18 protein-coding genes are annotated in these 19,500 nt (G+C 74.5%); 8 read left to right on the top strand and 10 right to left on the bottom strand.

Going from position 1 to position 19,500, the window contains the following annotated elements:
* Positions 1-168 precede the first annotated feature (168 nt).
* Genes ACZ7LB_RS18020 through ACZ7LB_RS18000 form a run of 5 tightly spaced genes read left to right on the top strand, consistent with a single transcriptional unit; the run spans position 169 to position 7,562 of the window.
* Positions 169-2,967, top strand: coding sequence for a prenyltransferase/squalene oxidase repeat-containing protein (locus ACZ7LB_RS18020; protein ID WP_471469253.1), 2,799 nt, complete (start codon positions 169-171; stop codon positions 2,965-2,967).
* Entirely contained in the window at positions 2,964-3,953 is a 990-nt protein-coding gene (locus ACZ7LB_RS18015; protein WP_471469251.1) for a hypothetical protein, read from the top strand. Before ACZ7LB_RS18020 ends, ACZ7LB_RS18015 begins: the two co-directional genes overlap by 4 nt.
* Positions 3,950-5,116 carry a CbiQ family ECF transporter T component gene (locus ACZ7LB_RS18010; RefSeq protein ID WP_471469249.1) on the top strand — a complete coding sequence of 389 codons (1,167 nt, stop codon included), beginning with the start codon at positions 3,950-3,952 and terminating at the stop codon, positions 5,114-5,116. The genes ACZ7LB_RS18015 and ACZ7LB_RS18010 overlap by 4 nt, the downstream gene beginning before the upstream one ends.
* Complete coding sequence (locus ACZ7LB_RS18005; protein WP_471469247.1) at positions 5,113-6,750, top strand: ABC transporter ATP-binding protein; 1,638 nt, start codon at positions 5,113-5,115, stop codon at positions 6,748-6,750. Before ACZ7LB_RS18010 ends, ACZ7LB_RS18005 begins: the two co-directional genes overlap by 4 nt.
* Positions 6,751-6,797: 47 nt before the next feature.
* Positions 6,798-7,562: an ECF transporter S component gene (locus ACZ7LB_RS18000; RefSeq protein ID WP_471469536.1), complete on the top strand. Its 765-nt coding sequence runs from the start codon at positions 6,798-6,800 to the stop codon at positions 7,560-7,562.
* Between the two features lie 266 nt (positions 7,563-7,828).
* On the opposite strand, the gene ACZ7LB_RS17995 is transcribed toward ACZ7LB_RS18000, so the two are convergent.
* The 10 genes from ACZ7LB_RS17995 to lysW all read right to left on the bottom strand — a co-directional run bounded on the left by ACZ7LB_RS17995 (position 7,829) and on the right by lysW (position 17,413).
* On the bottom strand, positions 7,829-8,119 hold the full coding sequence (locus ACZ7LB_RS17995) for a DUF3040 domain-containing protein (RefSeq protein ID WP_471469245.1): 291 nt from the start codon (positions 8,117-8,119) through the stop codon (positions 7,829-7,831).
* 150 nt (positions 8,120-8,269) lie between these two features.
* A complete protein-coding gene (locus tag ACZ7LB_RS17990) occupies positions 8,270-9,568 on the bottom strand; it encodes an ArsB/NhaD family transporter (protein ID WP_471469243.1) in 1,299 nt (432 codons plus the stop codon).
* A 654-nt stretch (positions 9,569-10,222) separates the two neighbouring features.
* Positions 10,223-10,699: a hypothetical protein gene (locus ACZ7LB_RS17985; protein WP_471469535.1), complete on the bottom strand. Its 477-nt coding sequence runs from the start codon at positions 10,697-10,699 to the stop codon at positions 10,223-10,225.
* A 791-nt stretch (positions 10,700-11,490) separates the two neighbouring features.
* Positions 11,491-12,471: a transketolase family protein gene (locus ACZ7LB_RS17980; RefSeq protein ID WP_471469241.1), complete on the bottom strand. Its 981-nt coding sequence runs from the start codon at positions 12,469-12,471 to the stop codon at positions 11,491-11,493.
* Positions 12,468-13,340, bottom strand: coding sequence for a transketolase (locus ACZ7LB_RS17975; RefSeq protein WP_471469239.1), 873 nt, complete (start codon positions 13,338-13,340; stop codon positions 12,468-12,470). The genes ACZ7LB_RS17980 and ACZ7LB_RS17975 overlap by 4 nt, the downstream gene beginning before the upstream one ends.
* Positions 13,333-14,484, bottom strand: coding sequence for a M20/M25/M40 family metallo-hydrolase (locus ACZ7LB_RS17970; RefSeq protein WP_471469237.1), 1,152 nt, complete (start codon positions 14,482-14,484; stop codon positions 13,333-13,335). The genes ACZ7LB_RS17975 and ACZ7LB_RS17970 overlap by 8 nt, the downstream gene beginning before the upstream one ends.
* The gene (locus ACZ7LB_RS17965; RefSeq protein ID WP_471469235.1) at positions 14,481-15,314 is read right to left on the bottom strand and encodes a [LysW]-aminoadipate kinase; all 834 of its coding nucleotides are present in this window, start codon (positions 15,312-15,314) and stop codon (positions 14,481-14,483) included. The genes ACZ7LB_RS17970 and ACZ7LB_RS17965 overlap by 4 nt, the downstream gene beginning before the upstream one ends.
* 37 nt (positions 15,315-15,351) lie before the next feature.
* Positions 15,352-16,389, bottom strand: coding sequence for an N-acetyl-gamma-glutamyl-phosphate reductase (gene argC / locus ACZ7LB_RS17960; RefSeq protein WP_471469233.1), 1,038 nt, complete (start codon positions 16,387-16,389; stop codon positions 15,352-15,354).
* The gene (locus ACZ7LB_RS17955) at positions 16,377-17,252 is read right to left on the bottom strand and encodes a RimK family alpha-L-glutamate ligase (protein ID WP_471469231.1); all 876 of its coding nucleotides are present in this window, start codon (positions 17,250-17,252) and stop codon (positions 16,377-16,379) included. The genes argC and ACZ7LB_RS17955 overlap by 13 nt, the downstream gene beginning before the upstream one ends.
* On the bottom strand, positions 17,249-17,413 hold the full coding sequence (lysW, locus tag ACZ7LB_RS17950; RefSeq protein ID WP_471469229.1) for a lysine biosynthesis protein LysW: 165 nt from the start codon (positions 17,411-17,413) through the stop codon (positions 17,249-17,251). The genes ACZ7LB_RS17955 and lysW overlap by 4 nt, the downstream gene beginning before the upstream one ends.
* 327 nt (positions 17,414-17,740) lie before the next feature.
* Here lysW and ACZ7LB_RS17945 point away from each other — a divergent pair, with 327 nt between their 5' ends.
* The 3 genes from ACZ7LB_RS17945 to ACZ7LB_RS17935 all read left to right on the top strand — a co-directional run.
* Positions 17,741-18,469 carry a sulfotransferase-like domain-containing protein gene (locus tag ACZ7LB_RS17945; protein ID WP_471469227.1) on the top strand — a complete coding sequence of 243 codons (729 nt, stop codon included), beginning with the start codon at positions 17,741-17,743 and terminating at the stop codon, positions 18,467-18,469.
* A gap of 37 nt (positions 18,470-18,506) precedes the next feature.
* Entirely contained in the window at positions 18,507-19,076 is a 570-nt protein-coding gene (gene cysC / locus ACZ7LB_RS17940) for an adenylyl-sulfate kinase (RefSeq protein WP_471469225.1), read from the top strand.
* The coding region (locus ACZ7LB_RS17935; RefSeq protein ID WP_471469223.1) for a phosphoadenosine phosphosulfate reductase domain-containing protein at positions 19,073-19,500 on the top strand (428 nt) is incomplete at its 3' end. The genes cysC and ACZ7LB_RS17935, both read left to right, overlap by 4 nt.

Here is a 19,500-nt window from a genome sequence, read left to right as displayed (position 1 = left end):
CAGACGCCGTCGCGGACTACGGCGTGGTGCGACCGGCTTCCGTACGCGGGGATTCCCCTGCCCGGGAGCCCTCACCCACGTTCACCGTCCGCGCCGGAAGGCAACGAGGGGGCCGCGGTGGGGAGCCAGCGACGACACGACGCACGGGCGGGTACGGCACCCGGGCCGGTGGCCGCGCTGGCTGTCGCCCTCCTGGTGCTGGTGGCCGCCTCCGTGACCCTCCTCACCACGACGTCCGCCGTCGCGGGGCCGGACCGGGCGGAAGCGTGCACGGCGACCCGAGGCGCGGTGGTCGCCGTCGACTTCGGGCCGTTCGGCGGTGATGTCGTGCGGGGCTGCGATCCGACGCCGAGCACCGGCTACGACCTGCTCCACGAGGGCGGGTTCGGCACCGCCGGGACCGAGCACGACGGTCCGGCGTTCATCTGCCGCATCGGCCACGGCTCCTTCAACGGCGGCACCCGGTACCCGACCCCCGCCCAGGAGGGCTGCGTCCTCACTCCGCCCGCGAACGCCTACTGGTCCTACTGGACCGCCTCACCGGGCCGCGACGACTGGTCGTACAGCCAGTACGGAGCCATGGACCGCAGGCTCAAGGACGGCGACGTGGACGCCTGGGTGTACGGCGGCACGGGCAGGCCGGACTTCAGCCCCGACGACGTCCGGCCGGGCACCGGCGGCACCCCCGGCCCCGGAACCCCGACGGGAACGCCGGGAGCGATCGACGTGGCCGCCGCGGCGGCCTGGCTCGAGAGCCGGCTGACCGACGGTGACCACGTCGTCCCCGAGGGCGGCGACACCCCCGACCACCTCCTCACCACGGAGGTGGCCTACGGACTCGCCGCGGCCGGAAGCGGCCCCGCCCTGCGCAGGGTCACCGCCTTCCTCGCCTCCCACGCGGGCGAGTACGCCTACCCGGAGGGCGCGGGCGGGGCCCCGGACGCCACCGCCGCCGCCCGCCTGGCCCTCCTCGCCTCCAGCACGGGGACGGACCCCCGCGACGTCGGCGGCCACGACCTGATCGGCGACCTGTCGGCGCATGTGTGCGCCGCGGGCCCCGAATCCGGCGAACCGACACCCGGCTGCACCGCCAGGGGCGACTTCCGCAACGCCGGATACACCGACGGGCAGGCGCTGTCGGTCCTGGCCCTGCTGCGCGCCGGAGCCACCCCGGCGGCCGGGGCCGTGCAGCGGCTCACCCAGGTCCAGTGCCGTGACGGCGGAGTCACCGGCATCCTCATCCGCCCCGGCGAGTACTGCGACGGCGACCCCGCCACCACCGCCCTCGTCGCCCTCGTCCTGCGCAGGGCGGGCGGCCACGACGACGCCGTCGCCAGGGCCCGTGCCTACCTGGCCGGGGCCCAGCGCCAGGACGGCGCCTTCCCCGGGTACACCGGCGCCACCAGCGGCTCCGTCCACGCCACGGCGTACGCGGCACAGGCCCTGCGCGTCCTCGGCGACGGGGACCGCGCCGACGCGGCCGTCGCCTGGCTCTCCCGCGAGCAGCTCGCCGACGGCGGCTTCGGCTTCGAGGAGGGCGCGACCGATCCGGCGCTCCACCCGACGCCGGCCGCCGTCCTGGCGGGAGTCCGCACCAGCCTGGTCACCCTGACCACCGAACGGACCGGTCCGACCGACCCGCCGACATCGCCGCCCCCCGCCACCCAGCCGCCGACGTCACCTCCCCCCGCCACGCGGCCGCCGACATCGCCGCCCCCGGCCACGGACCCGGCCACCCCGCCGGAGGGTGACGGTCCCGACCTCGCGAAGGGAGTCGCCTACCTCACCGGCGCCGACCTCCTGAAGCAGGGCCGGTACTACACGTCCGGCCCCGGCTCCGTCCGTGCCGACTTCGGGCTGACCATCGACGGCGCCTACGCGCTCGCCGCGACCGGACTGTCCGACGGCAGGCTGCGCGGCATCGTCGACTTCCTCGACGACCGGGGCACCGACGGCGAGGGGCGCACCCTCCACGACTGGACCGGCATCGGCACGCCCCACGTGCTGGGCGGTTCCCTGGGGAAGGCCGCGCTGCTCGCCGAGACCGTCGGCCGCGACCCGCGGCACTTCGGCGGTCAGGACCTCGTCGCGGCGCTCGGCAGGGCCGTGTGCGCCGGGCCGAGCACCGCGCCCGACCGCAGTTGCGCCGCCAAGGGCGCCTACACCTACACGCCCTCCGTCTTCGGACAGTCCCTGGCCGTCATGGCCCAGCTCCGCGCGGGCGAGACCGGAGCGGCCCGCGAACCGCTCGCCTATCTCACGGCTCTCCAGCGGGACAACGGCGCCTGGCCCAGCCTGGTACCGGCCACCGACGACTCCGACGTGGACTCCACCGCGATCGCCGCCATGGCCCTCAGCCTGGCCGGCGGCAGCGGGGCGGACCGGGCCGTGGACAGGGCGCTGGCCTGGATCGCGTCCCAGCAGCTCCCCGGCGGGGGCTTCCCCGGCGCGGCCGGGAACTCGGTCAACTCGGCCGCGCTCGCGGTGCAGGGACTCTCCCTGGACGCGTCCGCGTACACCGGGGAGATCGCCCGGGCCCGCGCCTTCCTCGCCTCCCAGCAGAACCCCGACGGCGGTTTCAACGTGGCCCGGGAAGGACAGCGCGGTTCCGACCTCCGTGCCTCCACCCAGGCGGTGAGCGGAGCCACCGGCATCTCCTTCGGCACGCTGGAACGCGATCTGACCCGTACGTCACCGCAGCCCACGCCGGGACCGGGCGACGGCGGACCGGAGATCGTCACCCCGGAGATCGTCACCCCGGGCGGCACGGGAGGCGCGGGGGCACCGGACATCGTCACCCCGGACGATCCCGGGGGCGGGTACGGCGCGTCCGGCGGCAAGGGCGCCCTCGCCTCCACGGGTGCGCAGGCCGGGCTCCTGGCCGTCCTCGCCGCCCTCATGGTGCTGGCCGGCTGGCGCTGCACGGTCCTGGCCCGCCGCAGGGCCGCGGCGGGGGGTGAGCGGTGATCCGCTCGCGCTCCGCACGGACGACGGCACGGGCGGCGGCGGCCCTCGGCCTGACCGCCGCCGCGGTCGCCGGCGGTGCGGCCCCGGCCGGAGCCGCACCGCAGCCCATGGGACGCTGCACGACCACCTCCGGCGCCGTCCTCGCGGTCGACTTCAGCGACTGGGGCGGTCCCCTCTTCCGGTCCTGCGGCACGACGCCCACGACCGGCTACGAACTGCTCAACCAGGGCGGCTGGCGCACCACCGGCACGGGACACGACGGGCCGGCGTTCATCTGCCGCATCGGCTACAGCGGTTACCGGGACGGCAGGCAGTTCCCGACCCCGGCCGAGGACGACTGCGTGCTCACCCCTCCCGCCTCCGCCTACTGGTCGTACTGGCACGCCGACCCCGGCCGGAACGACTGGGAGTACAGCCGGCTCGGCGCCATGCTCTACCGGCCCGGGCCCGGCAGCGTCGATCTGTGGGTCTACGGGGGCACCGACATCGGGGGGACCGAGGGCAGGCCCACGGTCACCCCGGACCAGCTGCGCGCCCACAACACCCGGCCGGTCGGCGACACGGACCGGCCTCCCTCCACCGACCGGGCACCCGCCCCGCCACCGGGGGCCGGTACGGGCCCGGCGCCGGAGCGGCGCCCGCCGGCGCCGCCCGAGCCCGCGCCCTCCGCCCCCGCGGAGCCCGCGCCCGCCTCCGCGGAGCCGAGGGACCCCGGGACCCGGCCCGGGCCGGCGGAACCCGAACCGTCCCGCCCCGCGACGAGCCGGAGCGCGAGCCCCACACCCTCGCCCTCTCCCACCGGCACGGCGGCCCCCTCCGCGCTCGCGGCACCGATACGGGGCCCGGAGGTCGTCGACGCGGCCCCGGCGACCGACGCCCCCCACGACTCCGGGTCGATCGTGCCGGTGGTCGCCGGAGCCTCGCTCGTCGCCCTGATCGGCGGCGCGGCCGTCCACGCGGCCCACAGGCGCCGCGGCACCCGGTGAGCGCGACGGCCCGGCCACCCGCCGCGGTGTCCGGCCCGCCGACCCGCAAGGGGGTCCGCCGCCTGCCGCGCACACTGCATCCCATGGCCTGGTGGATCTGGGCCCTGGCCCTCGCCACCGCCGTCAGCCGCACCGACAACCCCCTGCTGCTGCTCCTCGTCCTCGCCGTCCTGGGCCATGTCGTCACGGTCCGCCGCACCGAGGCACCCTGGGCACGCGGCTTCGCGTACTACCTGTACCTCGCGCTCACGGTCGTCGCGATCCGCGTCGTCTTCCGCGCCGTGTTCGCGACCGGTATCACCCCCCGGGACCACTTCCTCTTCTCCCTCCCCCGGGTCCCCACACCGGACTGGTACGCGGGCATCCGGATCGGCGGGCCGGTCTCCCTGGAAGCGGTGCTGTCGGCCGCGACCGACGGGCTGCGGCTCGCCTGCATGCTGTGCTGCATCGGCGCCGCCAACACCCTGGCCAACCCCAAGCGCGCGCTGCGTGTCCTCCCCGGCGCGCTGTACGAACTCGGGGCCGCCGTCACGGTCGCCATGAGCGTGGCGCCGCAGTTGGTGCAGAGCGTGCAGCGCGTCGCCCGCGCCCGCAGGCTCAGGGCGGGCCGGTCCCGGGGGCTGAAGGCGCTGCGCGGGATCGTGGTTCCCGTCCTGGAGGACGCCCTCGAACGCTCGCTGCGCCTGGCGTCCGCCATGGACTGCCGGGGCTACGGCCGGGCCGGCTCCGCAACGCCCCGCTCGCGCCGGATCACCGGCGCGCTGATGCTGCTCGGCATGTGCGGTCTGTGCGCGGGGGCGTACGGGCTGCTCGACGCCACCGCGCCCGCCCTCCTCGGGCTGCCGGCCATGGGGGCCGGTGCCCTGCTGTGCCTGGCGGGCCTGCGGCTGGGTGGCCGGCGCGTCACCCGCACCGCCTACCGCCCCGATCCGTGGCGCCTGCCGGAATGGGCCGTGGCCGGCAGCGGAGTCCTCGCCGCCGCGCTCCTCTTCACCGGCCTCGGCTACGACCCCGCGCAGCTCAACCCGGTGTTCCACCCGCTCACCTGGCCCGGCCTGCCGCTGGTGCCGACCGCCGCGATCCTGCTCGCCGGTACCGCCGGCTTCCTCTCCCCGCCGCCCGCCGCGCACCGACCCCCCGACCGGAAAGCCGCCTCCGCGTGATCACCTTCGACCAGGTCACCATCGAGTACGACGACGCGCCCGGGCCCGCGCTGCGCGAGGTGAGCCTCACCGTGGAGGAGGGCGAACTCTGCCTCGTCGTCGGGCACACCGGCGTCGGCAAGTCCACGCTCCTCGGCGCGGTGAACGGGCTGGTACCGCACTTCACCGGCGGAACCCTGTACGGCCGCGTGACGGTCGACGGCCGGGACACCGCCCACCACCCGCCCCGGGAACTCGCCGATGTCGTCGGCGTGGTCGGCCAGGACCCCGCCGACGGCTTCGTCACCGACACCGTCGAGGAGGAACTCGCCTACTCCATGGAGCAGTTGGCGATTCCCCCGGCGACCATGCGCAAACGGGTCGAGGAGACCCTGGATCTGCTCGGTCTCGCCGATCTGCGGCACCGCGCGCTCCACGCGCTCTCCGGCGGCCAGCAGCAGCGAGTCGCCATCGGCTCCGTCCTCACCGCCCACCCCCGAGTCCTGGTCCTGGACGAACCCACCTCCGCCCTCGACCCGACCGCGGCCGAGGAGGTGCTGTCCGCCGTCACCCGCCTCGTCCACGACCTCGGCGTCACCGTCCTCATGGCCGAGCACCGCCTCGAACGCGTCGTCCAGTACGCGGACCGCGTGATCCATCTCTCCGGCGACGGCCGTGCCCTCATCGGTCCGCCCGCCGACGTCCTGCGCACGTCCACGATCGCCCCGCCCATCGTGGAACTGGGGCGCGTCGCCGGCTGGTCGCCGCTGCCGCTGTCCGTGCGCGACGCCCGCCGCGCGGCGGCGCCCCTGCGCGCGGCGCTGACGGGGCGCCCGCCCGGACCGGTCAGGGACCGCGGGACGGAGGAGCGGCCGCGGTTGCTTGCGGCGCGCGGCGTGAGCGTCGTGCACGGTGGGGTCGCCGCCGTCCGGGAGGCCGACCTGGACCTGGCCGCGGGCGAGGTGTCGGCGCTGATGGGACGCAACGGCTCGGGCAAGTCCTCGCTGCTCTGGGCCCTTCAGGGATCGGGACCGCGCCGGGCCGGAACGGTGAGGGTGGACGGCGGGGACGGCGGTCGGACCGCGGACCCCCGCACCGTCTCCGCCGTCCGGGCCCGCCGGCTGGTCGGCCTGGTGCCGCAGACCCCCTCCGACCTGCTCTACCTGGAGAGCGTCGAGCAGGAACTCGCGCAGGCGGACTCGGAGTCGGGGACCGTCGCACGGGCCCGCGCCCTCCTGGACCGTCTCGCCCCGGGCATCTGCGGCACCACGCACCCGCGGGACCTCTCGGAAGGGCAGAGGCTCGCCCTGGTCCTCGCCATCCAGCTCTCCGCCGCCCCCCGGGTGATCCTCCTGGACGAACCGACCCGCGGACTGGACTACCGGGCGAAGGCCCAGCTCGTCGGCATCGTCACCGCCTTGGCGGACGAGGGTCGCAGCGTGGTCGTCTCCACGCACGACGTCGAGTTCGCCGCCCGCGCCGCCGACCGTGTCATCGTGATGGCGGAGGGCGACATCGTCGCCGACGGACCCGCGGAGGAGATCATCCTGGCGTCCCCGGTCTTCGCCCCCCAGACGGCCAAGATCCTCGCCCCGCTGCCGTATCTGACCGTGGCGCAGGTCGAGGCGGAACTGACGGCCGGGGGGAGCACGTGAACCGGGCCGTCACCGCCATCCGGCTGACGCCGCGCACGGGTGTGGTCATGACCCTGGCCGCCTTCCTGGGCCTGGTCGCCTTCTTCTGGCCGTTCGTCGTCGCACCGGGCACCTTCGGATCGAACTACGCTCCCCCGCTCGTCTTCGGCGTCCTGCTGGTCCTCGTCCTGTGCGTGATCCTCTCCGAGATCGCCGAGGGCGGCATCGACTCCAAGGCCCTCGCCATGCTCGGAGTGCTGTCCGCGGTCAACGCGGCCCTGCGCCCGCTGGGCGCGGGCACCGCCGGGATCGAGACGGTGTTCTTCATCCTGGTCCTGGCCGGACGGGTCTACGGCCCCGGCTTCGGCTTCACCCTCGGCTGCACCTCCCTGTTCGCCTCCGCCCTGATCACCGGCGGAGTCGGTCCCTGGATGCCGTACCAGATGTTCGGCTGCGCCTTCGTCGGCATGCTCGCGGGCTTCCTGCCCCGGGCGGACGGACGGCGGGAGGTGCTGCTGCTCGCCGTCTACGGCTCCCTGTCCGGCTATCTCTTCGGCTTCCTGCTCAACCTCTCCTTCTGGCCCTTCTCCCTGGACCCGGGTAGTTCCCTCGCCTACCTGCCCGGCCTGCCCTTCACGGAGCAGTGGCAGCGCTACGTCGCCTTCGACATCGCCACGTCCCTCGGCTGGGACACCGGTCGCGCGGTCACCAACTTCGTCTGCGTCGCGCTCGCCGGACCCGCGGTACTCACCACCTTCCGGCGCGCCGCCCGCCGCGCCCGGTTCCGCGCCACCGGCCGCTTCGAGGGGCCCCGCCGACCGGCGGAGGGGTGACTCGGTCACCAGGACCGCCGGACGGACCCGGCCGCCGGGGCCGGACCGCCCGGGTGGTCCGGGCGGTCCGGGTGGGCGAGGCGGGGGGGGGACCCCCGCCGGGGCCGGACCGTACGCGACGGCCCGGCCCGGTGGGGGCGCGGTGGCCTCCCACGGGCCGGGCCGTGGCCCGTCCTGGCCGGAGCAGGGCGATGGGCTTCGCCGGTGGGGAGTCCTCACCGGCGCGTCCCGCGCGGCGGGCCGCTCAGGACCTGCCGCGCCCCCGCTCAGCGCCGCGGCCGGGAGGCACGCCCGGACGGTGTGTCCGGTCCCGGCGACAGCAACTCCCCCGCCACCCCGGCCAGGACGAGCCCGGCGGCGATGAGCAGCCCGTGCGGCAGCACGATGCCGAGGCCGAGCAGCCCGAGCGCGACGGCCAGCAGCAGCCGGAGCCACCGGCGGCGCCGGTCGCGGGAGCGGCGGGGCAGGCCGCGCGCCAGGGCGCGGGCGAGACGGGGATCCTCGCGGCGCAGTCGCGCCTCGATCTCGGCGAGCCGGTCGTCGGGTGACCGGGGCACGGCTCCTCCCTTCCGGCACGGGGCCGCAGGCAGGCGGAACGGGTGGGGCGAGTGGAACGGACGGACCGGGTGGGGTGCGCGTGACGGGCGGAACGGACGGGACGGTCCGCCCCGCGGTTCACCGGTCTCCTCGTGGTGGGTGGCATCACGTCACACCAGCACGAAGTAGCGCAGCCACACATAGGCCGCCGCGATGGTGACCGTGGTGGCGGTGACCACCAGGCCGTAGCGGCTGAACTGCCAGAAGGAGATGTGGTGTCCCTCCCGCGCGGCGATCCCGACGACCACGACGTTGGCCGAGGAGGCGATGATCGTGGCGTTCCCGCCGAGGTCCGCGCCGAGCGCGAAGGCCCACCACAGCATGCCCGCCTCCTCCAGGCCGCCGGCCGACTCCACGATCTCGGCGACGATCGGGCTGACCGACGCGACGAACGGGATGTTGTCGATGAGGCCGGAGGGGATGACGGACCCGAAGACCAGGGCCATGGAGGTGCCGAGCAGCCGCCCGTCGGCGGCCTCGGCCGCCGCCCGCCCCAGGTCGCCGATCACGCCGGTCTGCACCAGCGCGCCGACCATGACGAAGAGACCGGCGAAGAAGGCCAGTGTGTCCCACTCCACGTCCTTGGCGACCTCGGTGGCGTTCAGCCGGGACGCCGCCAGCAGCACCAGACCGCCGCAGATCGCGACGACGGAGGGCTCCATGCCCAGGGTGGTGTGGAGGACGAAGCCGACGATCACCAGCGCCATCACCACACCGCTGAGGATCAGCAGCCGGACGTCCTTGATGGCCTCACGCGGATTCATCTCCATCACGGCCGCGACGCGTTCGGGGTCGTGCCGGAAGGCGTCGCGGAACAGGAAGCGGCTCATCACGATGAACACGACCGTCAGCACGACGACGATCGGCGTCATGTGGTAGAGGAAATCGTTGAAGGACAGCCCCGCCCGGGAACCGATCATGATGTTGGGCGGGTCGCCGATCAGGGTGGCGGCCCCGGCGATGTTGCAGGTCATCACCTCGGCGATCAGGTAGGGGATGACGGGCAGACCGAGCTGCCGGCAGACCGAGATCGTCACCGGCACGATCAGCAGGACCGTCGTCACGTTGTCCAGCCACGGTGACGGGATCGCGGTCGCCAGGATCAGCAGGACCATCAGCCGGTACGGTCTGCCGCGGGCCTTGCGGGCGGCCCAGATGGCGATGAACTCGAAGAGACCGGTGCGCTTCAGCACGGCGACGATCAGCATCATGCCGAGCAGCAGGAAGATGACGTCCCAGTCGATGCCGGAGTCGGCGGAGAAGAAGGCGTGGTCGGGTTCGGTCGCGCCGATGAGCAGCATGGCGACCGCGCCGCCCAGCGCGGCGGCGACCCGGTGCACCCACTCGGTCGCGATCAGGACGAAGACGACGGTGAACACCGCCACGGCGAGCCATGTGGTGATGTTCACCCAGTGTCCTCCCCCGCGCGGGCCCCGTTCGGGCCGGCCGTCAGGACACCGGCCGGACGCGCCCCGGACGCGGCGACGGCACAGGGGGACCCCGCGCGGCGCGGCCCCGGTTCGTCTACCGCCTCGGTCCACCCCAGTTTCTGCGGCGTTGTCGACATGGCCCAGCTCCTCTCGTGAACGACCGGCCGACGGCGTCTCACGCCCGCCGGCGAGCCGCGCCCGCGCGCCTCCCGCGAGGGGAGGCGGGCCGCGGGCGGTACGGCCGTCGAGAACCGGGGAGCACCAGACGAGGCGTCACGAGGCGGCGGAGCCGCGACGACGCTCACTGGGCCGGAAAGGGGGAATGCCTACACCCTCGCCCGAAACCCGCCGCCCCGGCCATTGGGGACGCCACCCAATTCCGGGTGGACCCGACCTGTAGATCAGGGCCGTGATCGGCGGGGGGAGGAAGCTCGGACACCGGGCGGCAGGGCACCGGCCGCTCCCGGTGCGGGCCCCGGTGCCGGCCGGCGCTGAGCCGGGGCGGCACCGGGGCGGGCTGCGTCGTCCGGAACGCGTGGGGGTGGACGGACCGGGGCCGGGCCCGGTCCCCCCGTCGGGGGGTCCGGGCCCGGCCCTGGTCGTGTCTCCGTTACGCGTGGTCTCCCGGCCCGGTCAGCACGGCCGGATGTAGTACACCGGGGTCCATGACGCGGTGCCGGTGTCCTTGGCGGTGTTGCTCCACCGCAGGCTGCCGTCGGAGTTGTAGAACTTGGCGACGGTGCCCGAGGTCTGGTTGTTGTTGAACGTGCCGTCGCCCACTCCGTCGAAGGAGTAGTAGCCGCAGTAGTAGTAGTCGTACTTGGCGCCGGTGCCGTCCTGGATGCACAGGTGCCCGCTGCTGCACGCGAGCGCGGACGCGGCGTTCTCACTGCCGGGGGCGGCGAACGTCAGGCTGCCCCCGGGGATCGCGATCTCGTTGGCGGCGACCCGGCGCGCGTCCGGGTGGGCGGCCAGATAGGTGTCCATCCTCTGCTGGATCCGGACCGACCGGGCCTGTCCGGGCTCCGCCGACGCGGTGCCGGCCAGGGCCAGGCCCGCGATCAGCGCCACCGCCGTGGTCAGGGCGGCCAGCATCCTCCGTGGTGACATGGTCACTCTTGCCTCCTGATGGTCTCTGCGGCGTCCCTCTTCCCTCACGGACACCGCGCAGGAGCACTCATCATGATGTGGTTACAAGAGGTAACAAAGGTCAACAAAAGGACAATTACTCCAGGGCAGGCACTGACCACACCTTCGCCCGTCCCGCCCTTTCGTTTCGGAACGCGGGATCCCGTGGCCGAATTCCATGCGTCAAGGCGGGGATTCCGATGCGGACCGACGGCAATTGACCCGTAGGATGAGAGGTTTGTCCCGCCGGAAGCCCTCCGCGCGGAGCGGGCCGGACCGCCCGAACGGTCGGGTTCCGACGCGAAGGGCTTCGGAAACCGGCCGTTCCGGGGCGGTTCCCTGCCGCGGCCGATGCGCCCGACGACGCTTCCTGACACCGGAATACGACGCTCCGCCGCCATCGACCGAACCCCCTGGAGGTGGCCGGATTCCGCCCCTCGCGCGGTGCCGGCCGCTACCGAACGGCTTCGGGCCGGACGCCGTGGCGCCCGGTGGGCACCGCGCACGGCGCCGCGCAGGCCGCACCGAGCCGCCGACACCGCGCACCGCACCGCCAACCCGGTTGCCCACGGCGCCCAGCCCCCGGGGCGGCCCCGGACACCGCGAGCGGCTCCGGACACCCGGCCTCAGCTCCCGGCCTCCGGTTCCCGCGCCCGCTCCCGGCCTCCGGTTCCCGCTCCCGGGACCGCCCGCTCCGTCCCCGCCGGACCGCCCGCCCCGAACCCGCCGGGACGTCCGCGCCGCGCCCCTGCCGGGAAATCCCGCCCCGCGGGCTACAGCCCGAGCGCCTCCGTGGCCGCCGCGATGACGGCCTCCGCCGTGATGCCGTTGCGCCGGAGCAGATGCCGGTGGCCGCCGGTGCCCGCGGCGAAGCCGTCGCCGACGCCGACGCGGCGGACCGGCACCGGCAGGCCCAGCTCCGCGACCACCTCGGCCACCGCCGAGCCGAGACCGCCGCTCGCCCAGTGCTCCTCCACCGTCACCACCGCCCGGCCGGTGCGGGCCGCGGCCACCAGGGCACCGGTGTCCAGGGGCTTGACGGTGTGCAGGTTCAGCACCGTGGTGGCCACTCCCGCCGTCTCCAGCGCGGAGGCCGCCTCCAGGGCCAGGTGCACCGGGAGCGGACCGGTGGCCACCAGTGTCAGGGCGTCCCCCTCGCGCAGGCGCTGGGCCCTGCCCAGGCGCACCGTCGGGGCGCCCGGAGGCAGGTCCGGGGTGGCGTCGCGGCCGAGCCGGATGTAGACGGGCCCGGGCAGTTCCTGCGCCTGGCGCAGCAGTTCCGCGGTGGTGGCCGCGTCGGTCGGGACCACCACGGTCAGGTTCGGCAGCAGCCGGGTGACGGCCAGGTCCTCCAGCGCGTGGTGGGTGGCCCCGAGGTGCCCGGCCGACAGCCCGCCGTGGGTGGCGGCGACGCGCACCGGCAGACCGTTGAGCGCGATGTCGAGCTTGAGCTGTTCCAGGGCCCGGGTGGTGGCGAACGTCGCCATCGTGTTGACGTACGGAATCCGGCCCGAGCGGGCCAGTCCGGCCGCGGCGCCCATCAGGTTCTGCTCGGCGATGCCGAGGTTGACGTAGCGCTCGGCGCCCTTGCCGAAGTCGACGCCGTTGAACAGGCCGGTGTCGCTGTCGAGGCAGACGACCCGCTCGTCGGCGCCGAGGAACTCGACCAGCAGGTCGCGGTACACCTCGCGGCCCGAGGGGATCGGCGCCGCGTCCGGGCGGGGGGCGGTGGGCGCGGTGACGGGGCCGGTCATGTCCGGGCCGCCTTCCTGTACTGGGCGCGCAGGGTCGCCAGCGCCCGTTTCCTCGGACGCTCGGTGAGCCGGGCGAAGTGGCTGCGGGTCTGGCCCTCGATGTAGGGCAGGCCGCGCCCCTTGACGGTGTGGGCGATCACCACGGTCGGCCGGTCGGCGTCGGCGGGGATCGCGTCGAGGACGGCGCGCAGCGCGTCGATGTCGTGGCCGTCGGTCTCGTGGACCGTCCAGCCGAAGCTTCGCCAGCGGTCGGCCAGCGGTTCCAGGCCCACGGCGTCCTCGGTGGGGCCGGTGATCTGGAGGGTGTTGCGGTCGACGACGGCGACGAGTCCGCCGAGGCCCAGGGAGCCGGCCGCCATGGCGGCCTCCCACACCGAGCCCTCCTGGAGTTCGCCGTCCCCGAGGACCACGAAGCAGCGCCGCCCGCTGCGGTCGAAGCGCGAGGCCAGCGCGAATCCGACGCCCTGGGGCAGTCCGTGCCCCAGGGACCCGGTCGGCATCTCCACTCCGGGCACCGCCGGGTTGGGGTGCGCGGAGTAGGGGCTGTCGGGCTGCCCGTAGGCGGCCAGCTCCTCCTCGGGGAAGAAGCCGCGCTCGGCGAGGACGGCGTACAGGCAGATCGCCCCGTGCCCCTTGCTGAGCAGCAGGATGTCCCGGCCGGGGTCGTCCGGCGCCGTCGGGTCGATCCGCAGCGCGGACCGGTAGAGCGTCACCAGGATCTCCACCAGGGACAGGGAGCCGCCGAGGTGGCCGCCGCCCGCCGACCCGCACATCTCCACGACGAGTTCGCGCACCCTGAGGGTGTGTTCCGCGGGCGGGCCGCCGTGCCAGGCACCGGCGGCCGGTGCGGTGTCGGTCGGTTCAGTCATCGTCGTCCCCGGGGGTGGGCTCGGATCGGGCCGCGCCGGGCGGCGCGGGCCGCAGGGTGTCGCTCAGTTCGTGGAGCGCGTCGGTCAGCACCCCGATGGCCTGGAGGTAGTCGCTCAGGACGACGTGCTCCCGGTCGGAGTGGTCGAGCCTGCTGTCCCCGGGGCCGTAGGTCGCCATGGGGATGTGCCAGCCCTCGGCCAGGGTGTTCATGTCGGACGTGGCCGTCTTCACCTTGGCGCCGGGCCGGACGCCCCGGCGGCGGACGGCGGCGGCCAGGGCCCGTGCCACCGGGTCGGTCCGGCGGACCCGGACGGCCCGGACGGCGTTGACGACCTCGACGCGGCCGAGGGGCATCCGCCCGGTCAGCCGGGCGACCAGGTCCTCGTGGTCGAAGCCGGGCGGGACCCGGACGCTGATCTCGGCGCGCGCGGTCACCAGGTCGCCGGTGACCGACTCCAGGGTCGCGCCGGGGGTGTCGAAGGAGCCGTGCCCCGCGCCGGGTCCGAGCAGGTCCAGCAGCTCCGCCCAGCAGGCGGCGGCCAGTTCGGACGCCTTCGGCTCGGGGTTGCTCCCATGGGTGGCGGGGACCTCCACCTCGTAGACGAGGTCCAGCTTGCCCTTGTAGCCGAGCACGGTCGTGTCCCAGCCGCTGGGCTCGCCGATGACCAGCGCGTCCGGCCGGGGGTGGGTGCGGCCGATGTGGACGGCGCCGCGGGAGAGCGCGGTCTCCTCCTCCACCGCGCCGACGACGACGATCCGGCCGCGGAAGCGGTCGGCCGCGGCGGCGGCGCAGACCATGGCGGCCAGCGGTCCCTTGGCGTCGACCGCTCCCCGCCCGTACAGCAGCCCGTCGCGGGCCTGCACCGGCACCTCGCCGGAGACCGTGTCGAGGTGGCCCAGCAGCATCACCGTGGGCCCGTCGGCGGCCCCGGGGCCGCCGCGGTCGATCCGGCCGACGGCGTTGCCCGCCTCGTCGACCCGGGCGTCCAGCCCCAGTTCGCGCATGCTGCGCACGAGGAAGTCCGCGAGCGGCCCCTCCTCGTACGACGGCGAGGGGATCTCCAGCATGCGGCGCAGCAGTCCCACCGCGAAGGACTCGGTGGGCCGGGGCGGCGGGGAGGTGCACACCGTCAGCGGGGTCATGCGTCGTCCTCCTCGGGCAGCAGGGTCACCTCGGTGGCCCGGCCGGACAGTGCCGCGCGCACCGGGCCGGGCCGCCGTCCGTCGGCGACGAGCACCCGGCGGGCCCCGCCGAGCAGCGCCTCGCGGGCCGCGACGAGCTTCAGGCCCATGCCGCCGCCGGTGTACGGCGGCGGCCCCGAGCGGGGCATCGCGCACACCGGCAGGACGGAGTCCTCGTCGGCCGGGTCGGCGAGCACCCCGGGGGCGCCCGTGAGCAGCACCAGGGTGCGGGCGCCCAGGGCACCGGCGACCGCGGCGGCCACCCGGTCGGCGTCGGCGTTGACGGGCCGTCCGTCCTCGGCGAGCGCGGGCGGCGAGACGACCGGGACCGCGCCGGACGACAGCAGCGTGCCGAGCAGCGCGGTGTTCACCGAGTCCACCCGCCCGCTGTGGTCGTCGCGCACCAGCACCCGGCGGCCGTCCACCAGGGCGCGGTGGACGCCCTTGCGCCGGGCCCGCAGCAGGCCGCCGTCCAGGCCGGTCAGCCCGACGGCCGGGATCCCGGCCGCGACGAGCGCCCCCACGAGGCGCGGCTTGACCAGTCCGGCCAGCGCCAGGTGGACCACCTCCAGGGTGGCCGGGTCGGTGTGCCGCGCGGACACGCCGTCCGGGGAGACCAGTCTGCGCGTCGGCACGCCGAGCCGCCCGGCCAGGGCGTCGATGTCGGCGGAGCCTCCGTGCACCAGCACCACCCGTTCGCCGTCGCCCGCCATGCCGGCGACATCGGAACAGACGGCCAGGGGGTCGACCGCGGCGTTGCCGCCGCACTTGACCACCGTGATGTCCTGCATCTGTGCCCTCTCGGATGTCGTCGTGCCCGCCCCGGCCTCAGTTCGGGTGCAGGCCGGTGAACTCCAGGCCGAGCCGCTCCGGCCAGCCGTGCCGGACGTTGAGGCACTGCACCGCGTTGCCGGAACCGCCCTTGACGAGGTTGTCCAGGGCCCCCACGACCAGTGCCGTGCGCGACTCCGCGTCGACCGCGAAGCCGACGTCGCAGTAGTTGGAACCGGAGAGGATCTTGGGTTCGGGCAGCCGGTACAGCCCGCGCTTCTGCGCCACCACGCGGACGAACGGCTCGTCGGCGTACGCCTCGCGGTAGGCCCGGCGCACCGCGCGCTCGTCGGTGCCGTCGGTGAGCGCGACCCGGCAGAGCACCTGGATGCCGCGCACGGCCTCGATCCCGGTGGCGGTCATCCGGACCGGCAGCCCGGTGGACTGGGTGACCTCCGCCTGGTGCCGGTGCTCGTTGGGGGCGAAGATCCGCAGGGCGCCGCTGCGTTCCGCGTGCAGGTTGGCGGACCCGGCCGAGACGCCCGAACCGCTCGATCCGGTGCGGGCGTCGACCTGGACCTCCCCGTGGACCAGTCCGGCCTCGGACAGCGGGCGCAGCGCCAGTACGGCGGCCGTCGCCATGCAGCCCGGCACCGAGATGCGGTCCGCCTCCCGGAGTTCCTTGCGGTGCCACTCGGGAAGCCCGGTGACGAATCCGGGGATCAGCCCGGGTGCGGTGTGCGGCATCTGGTAGTGGTGCTCGTACACGCGGGTGTCGCGCAGCCGGAAGTCGCCGGACAGGTCGATCACCTGGTCGGCCAGTGCCAGGTACTCCGGCATCCGTCCCATGGTCTCGGTGTGCGGGGTGGCCAGGAACAGGACGTCGTACTGGTCCCGGGCCTCCGCGAGACGGGCGGGGTCGAGGAAGGTCAGGTCGGTGGTGCCGCGCAGATTGGGGTGCGGGCCGTCCACCCGTTTGCCGGCGTACCGGCCGGAGGTGGCGACGGCGACCGTCACCCGGGGGTGCCCCAGCAGGAGCCTTAGAAGTTCGCCGCCGATGTACCCGGAGGCACCGACGACCGCTACTCGAAGCATGTGTGGGCCCTTGTCATCAGAAACTCGGCGATGCGGTCCGCCACGTCGACGCGGTCGCCCACGGCACGCTGGAAGCCCGAGAACTCCACGCCGTGGTTGACCTCCAGTACCAGGGGCCGCCCGTCGGCGTCCTCGATCAGGTCGACCCCGGCGATGTCCGCGCCGACCGCCCGGGCGGCGGCGAGGGCGAGGCCGACGACGTCCTCGGACGGCTCGAACGCCTCCGTGGCGGCGCCGCGCGCCACGTTGGTGCGCCACTGCTCGCCGCGCCGGTGGACGGCGCCGAGGACCTCGCCGCCGACCACGATCGCGCGGATGTCGCGTCCGGGCTTGGCGACCATCTCCTGCACGTACACGATGTGCGACTGCGGGGAGGGCAGCGCGGCGACGTACTCCATGACGGTCTCGGCGGTGCGCCGGTCGGGCAGCGGTGTCACCAGCCGGCCCCAGGAGCCGACGAGCGGCTTGACCACCGCCGGGTAGCCGAGGGTCTCCAGTGCCTCCAGCGCCGCCTCGGGGGTCAGGCCGAGCGCGGTGCGCGGAGTGGGCAGTCCGGCGGCGCCGAGCGCCACCGAGGTCTGCCACTTGTCGCCGCACACGTCGGTCGCCGCCGCCGAGTTGACCACGTGGTGGCCGGCCGCCTCCAGGGCGCGGGCGGCGTACAGGGCGCGGGCGTGGCCGATCTCCCGGTTGAGCACCAGGCGCCGCCGCGGTGCCCGGTCGAGCGGGGTCCACGCCGTCCGGCTGTCCACGTGCTCGTAGCGCACGCCCCGCCGGTCGAACGCGTCGAGCAGGCGCTTCTCGTCGGCGCGGACCCGGGAGGCGAGCAGGAGCAGGGACGCCTGCGGCCCGGCCGGCCTCACTCGCCCCAGTCCTCCTCGACCTCCGGCGCGATGGCCAGTTCGAGCGGGTCGACCGAGAGGATCTCCAGTTCGGCGGCGCACTCGCCGCACTCGACGATCTCGTTCACCCTGGGGTTCTCCTCCAGGGCGACGGAGCCCTCGCAGCCCGGACAGTTCGTCATTGGTCTCTTCCCATCGGTTTCCGCGGACTCCTGGGCGGGACCGCGCCAGGAAGCGAGCCGTAACGCTAGGCGGGCGGGACCGGACGGCGCATCCACCCCGCTGATGAACCGGTCCGGGGCCGCCGGTGAACGTGGCGCTGAGTCCGGCAACGCCATGCCGAGGCGCGTTGACGCCGTCTCAACGGCACGCTGACAAAAGCGTTTCACTACCCGGATTGACGGCGGTCCGGGGCCGGTCCGGCATTGCTCTCGGGGGGTCGGCTGTGTCTAAGGTGAACCGCTCTTGAGGCGATCGGCACATCCCGCGCATCCCGGTTGGAGAGTCAGATGAGCCAGGCGCACCTCCCGCACCTTCTCGCGTTGTGGAGCGCGCCGCGCTGCCGTTCCACCGCGTTCTTCCGGATGATGGCGGAGCGCGGGGACTTCCAGCTCCTGCACGAACCCTTCTCCTATCTCGCGGAGTTCGGCTCCGTCGAGGTGGCGGGAGAGCGGGTGGACTCCGAGTCCGGGCTGCTCGCGGCGGTCCGCCGCCGGGCCGCCGAGCGGCCGTTGTTCTTCAAGGACACCACCGACGAGCGCTACCCCGGGGTGCTCGCCGACACGGACTTCCTGCGGGAGGCGCGGCACACGTTCATCGTGCGCGACCCCGAGGAGACGATCGCGTCGTACTACGCCGTCAACCCCGCCGTGAAGATGCACCAGATCGGCTTCGAGGCGCAGTACGAACTCTTCCAGCGGGTCTGGGAGGTCACCGGGGAGCGCCCCGTGGTGGTGGAGGCCGCCGACCTCGTGGCCGCGCCGGAGCGCACCGTGCGGGCGTACTGCGGGGCGCTGTCCCTTCCCTATGTCGCCGAGGCGCTGAGCTGGAGCGAGGGCAGCCGCAGCGAGTGGGCGCCGAGCGAGAAGTGGCACCGGGACGTCAGCAGCAGCCGCGGCTTCGAAGCGAGGTCCGGCGGCGACCGGGTGGAGGTGCGCGGCCATCCGGTGCTCGCCTCCTACCTGGAGCACCACCTCCCGTTCTACCGGGAGCTGAGCCGGCACCGGCTGGGTGTCTGACAGGCCCCCGGCCCACCGCAGCGAGGAGCAGACGGGTATGACGGACATACGGTGCACCTGTCGGACACCGCGGAACGCCGGGGCCACGATCTGGCTGACCGGGCTGCCGAGCGCGGGGAAGTCGACGATCGCGAGAACGCTGGCCGAGCGGCTGCGCGCGGAAGGACACCGTGCCGAGGTGCTGGACGGGGACGAGATCCGCCGGTTCCTCTCCGCCGGCCTCGGCTTCTCCCGGGCCGACCGGGACTCGAACGTCCGGCGCGTCGGCCTGGTCGCGGAGGTCCTCGCCCGCAACGGGGTCAAGGCGGTGGTTCCGGTGATCGCGCCCTACGCGGACAGCCGGGACGCCGTGCGGGAGCGGCACGTTGCGTCCGGCGCGGACTACGTGGAGGTCCATGTGGCGGCGCCGGTGGAGGTGTGCAGACAGCGGGACGTGAAGGGCCTGTACGCCAAGCAGGCCGCCGGTGAACTGACCGGCCTCACAGGGGTCGACGACCCCTACGAGGAGCCCGTCTCGCCGGATCTGCGCGTCGAGTCGGGGCACCGGACCGTGCCGGAGTCGGCGGACGCCGTGTACGCGGTCCTGGCGGAGCGGGGGCTGGTGTGAGCGATCACGGCCTCTCCCACCTGGACGCGCTGGAGTCCGAGGCGGTGCACATCTTCCGTGAGGTGGCGGGTGAGTTCGAGCGGCCGGTGATCCTGTTCTCCGGCGGCAAGGACTCGATCCTGATGCTGCACCTCGCGCTGAAGGCGTTCGCCCCCGCCCCGGTCCCCTTCTCCCTGCTCCACGTCGACACCGGCCACAACTTCCCCGAGGTACTGGCCCACCGCGACCGCACCGCCGAACGCCACCAGCTGCGCCTGCACGTCGCCTCCGTCCAGGACTACATCGACCGCGGCGTTCTGCGCGAACGCCCCGACGGCACCCGCAACCCTCTCCAGACCCTCCCCCTCACCGAGCGGATCCGGACCGAACGCTTCGACGCCGTCTTCGGCGGCGGACGCCGCGACGAGGAGAAGGCCCGCGCCAA

The sequence above is a fragment of the Streptomyces sp. NPDC107521 genome, from assembly GCF_055598485.1.
The sequence above is the reverse complement of the archived record's forward strand: the minus strand, read 5'-3'. Positions and strand labels throughout refer to the sequence as shown.

Excerpts from the sequence above, each read along its gene's own strand:
- cysC (WP_471469225.1), top strand. The coding sequence starts at position 18,507 with ATGACGGACATACGGTGCACCTGTCGGACACCGCGGAACGCCGGGGCC.
- ACZ7LB_RS17965 (WP_471469235.1), bottom strand. The coding sequence starts at position 15,314 with ATGCAGGACATCACGGTGGTCAAGTGCGGCGGCAACGCCGCGGTCGAC.
- ACZ7LB_RS17970 (WP_471469237.1), bottom strand. The coding sequence starts at position 14,484 with ATGACCCCGCTGACGGTGTGCACCTCCCCGCCGCCCCGGCCCACCGAG.
- ACZ7LB_RS17985 (WP_471469535.1), bottom strand. The coding sequence starts at position 10,699 with ATGTCACCACGGAGGATGCTGGCCGCCCTGACCACGGCGGTGGCGCTG.
- argC (WP_471469233.1), bottom strand. The coding sequence starts at position 16,389 with ATGCTTCGAGTAGCGGTCGTCGGTGCCTCCGGGTACATCGGCGGCGAA.
- ACZ7LB_RS17975 (WP_471469239.1), bottom strand. The coding sequence starts at position 13,340 with ATGACTGAACCGACCGACACCGCACCGGCCGCCGGTGCCTGGCACGGC.
- ACZ7LB_RS17945 (WP_471469227.1), top strand. The coding sequence starts at position 17,741 with ATGAGCCAGGCGCACCTCCCGCACCTTCTCGCGTTGTGGAGCGCGCCG.
- lysW (WP_471469229.1), bottom strand. The coding sequence starts at position 17,413 with ATGACGAACTGTCCGGGCTGCGAGGGCTCCGTCGCCCTGGAGGAGAAC.
- ACZ7LB_RS18000 (WP_471469536.1), top strand. The coding sequence starts at position 6,798 with ATGACCCTGGCCGCCTTCCTGGGCCTGGTCGCCTTCTTCTGGCCGTTC.
- ACZ7LB_RS17980 (WP_471469241.1), bottom strand. The coding sequence starts at position 12,471 with ATGACCGGCCCCGTCACCGCGCCCACCGCCCCCCGCCCGGACGCGGCG.